The organism is Alteromonas marina, from assembly GCF_000808575.1.
In the GTDB taxonomy this organism is placed as follows: Bacteria; Pseudomonadota; Gammaproteobacteria; order Enterobacterales; family Alteromonadaceae; genus Alteromonas; species Alteromonas marina_A.
Genome location: NZ_JWLW01000048.1, coordinates 1 through 499, shown reverse-complemented (window position 1 = coordinate 499; position 499 = coordinate 1). Strand labels below are relative to the sequence as shown.

The following is a 499-nucleotide window of genomic DNA, read 5'->3' as shown; positions in this document are numbered from 1 at the left end:
CAAGATGTCTATTTTGATGATTGGGATTTATCATTTTTTACTTATATCGAGTTAAAAAAGAATGATAGTCACACCTTGTTTTCTTCTAGGGTAAAAGTGTCGGTCTTATTTAATCATAACCAAAATGACTTTACGCTTTCGTTAGAAGGAAGTTCTTTCGCTGATTATGATTTAGATGGCCTTACGGACCAACTTGATCCTTTTCCACAAGGTTCAGATCCACTATTAGACACCGATAATGACGGCATCGTTGATAATGAAGATTTAGATGATGACAACGATGGTGTACCTGATGAACAGGAGTTAATTGACGGTACGGACCCACTAGACAGTTCCAGCTTTAAAGACTCTGACAATGACGGAACGCCAGACGCCATAGATAACGATATAGATGGTGATGGCTTACCAAATAAAATAGAAGAAAACTATGGGCTTGATCCGTTCGACCCTGAAGACGCCATAATGGACTTTGACGGTGATGGCCTGACTAACCTTGAAG

At 39.5% G+C, this 499-nt stretch carries 1 protein-coding gene; it reads left to right on the top strand.

The genetic code is table 11. From position 1 onward, the window contains the following. On the top strand, window positions 1–499 hold a 499-nt coding region (locus tag RJ41_RS14680; RefSeq protein ID WP_039222368.1), incomplete at both ends, for a thrombospondin type 3 repeat-containing protein.